3 protein-coding genes are annotated in these 759 nt (G+C 31.1%); all 3 read right to left on the reverse strand.

Features of this window, described 5'->3' with window-relative positions:
- Positions 1-44: 44 nt before the first annotated feature.
- On the reverse strand, positions 45-275 hold the full coding sequence (locus DWW13_RS12185; RefSeq protein WP_003060191.1) for a hypothetical protein: 231 nt from the start codon (positions 273-275) through the stop codon (positions 45-47).
- 15 nt (positions 276-290) lie between these two features.
- Positions 291-620, reverse strand: coding sequence for a DUF3784 domain-containing protein (locus DWW13_RS12190; RefSeq protein ID WP_009243023.1), 330 nt, complete (start codon positions 618-620; stop codon positions 291-293).
- Between the two features lie 14 nt (positions 621-634).
- Positions 635-759, reverse strand: a 125-nt coding sequence (locus DWW13_RS12195) for a helix-turn-helix transcriptional regulator (protein WP_118720189.1), incomplete at its 5' end; no start/stop codon positions are given.

The raw sequence follows: 759 nt of genomic DNA on the forward strand, positions 1-759 counted from the left end.
TAATGCAGATCACAATTTTGTGAAGCATTTCCACGACCCTTTTATTATAATTTTGCCTTTGTCTTTTTCGTAATGATATAAATATATTCTTCTGGTGTAGGGCGTTTATTCCCAAAATACTTTTTGAAATTTGCCTGCACCTCTGGGTCGGTGCTATTCATAGCTTCATCAATCGTAGCTTCAATATCCGCCCGAACATCAGCCAATGATACACCGCCAGCTTTTGCACCAGCTTTCAATGCCTTTTTTATATCTCTTTTGTTCAGTCCTATCATATTCATACCTCAATTCTACTTTTTAAAGCTAATAAGTTTTCCGTTGTATTTTACAATGATGAATATGATATAAAACACTCCTACAACAATCAAAATAAGACCTATGTAATAGCCTAATTCAGAATGAGAGATTAAATTGATAATCGGCATAACAAGAATACCAATACTAACCAGTAAAGTGCCTATTCCTATTTTTTTTGTAAACACCTTTTTATCTTTAGGGTCAAGTTGTGTATAATGATAACCATGTAATAAAGTAATATTCTCTTTTATTCCTATTTGATAAGATATAAAAAGTAAAAACAATCCTATAACTATTTCAACAATCAATTCCTCTAATTCCATAATCGTTCTCTCCTTTAATCAAAATAAAATAATTCTTCAAATTTTTTATCTAAAGCTATACAAAGCACTAATGCCAATTTTGCTGTTGGATTAAATTGTCCAGTTTCAATAGAACTAATTGTATTCCGAGAAACCCCGA

Source organism: Blautia sp. AF14-40 (assembly GCF_003479665.1).
GTDB lineage: Bacteria > Bacillota > Clostridia > Lachnospirales > Lachnospiraceae > Fusicatenibacter > Fusicatenibacter saccharivorans.

What these genes read in the sequence shown, in the direction of transcription:
- DWW13_RS12185 (WP_003060191.1), bottom strand. Translation starts at nt 275, where the DNA reads ATGATAGGACTGAACAAAAGAGATATAAAAAAGGCATTGAAAGCTGGT.
- DWW13_RS12190 (WP_009243023.1), bottom strand. Translation starts at nt 620, where the DNA reads ATGGAATTAGAGGAATTGATTGTTGAAATAGTTATAGGATTGTTTTTA.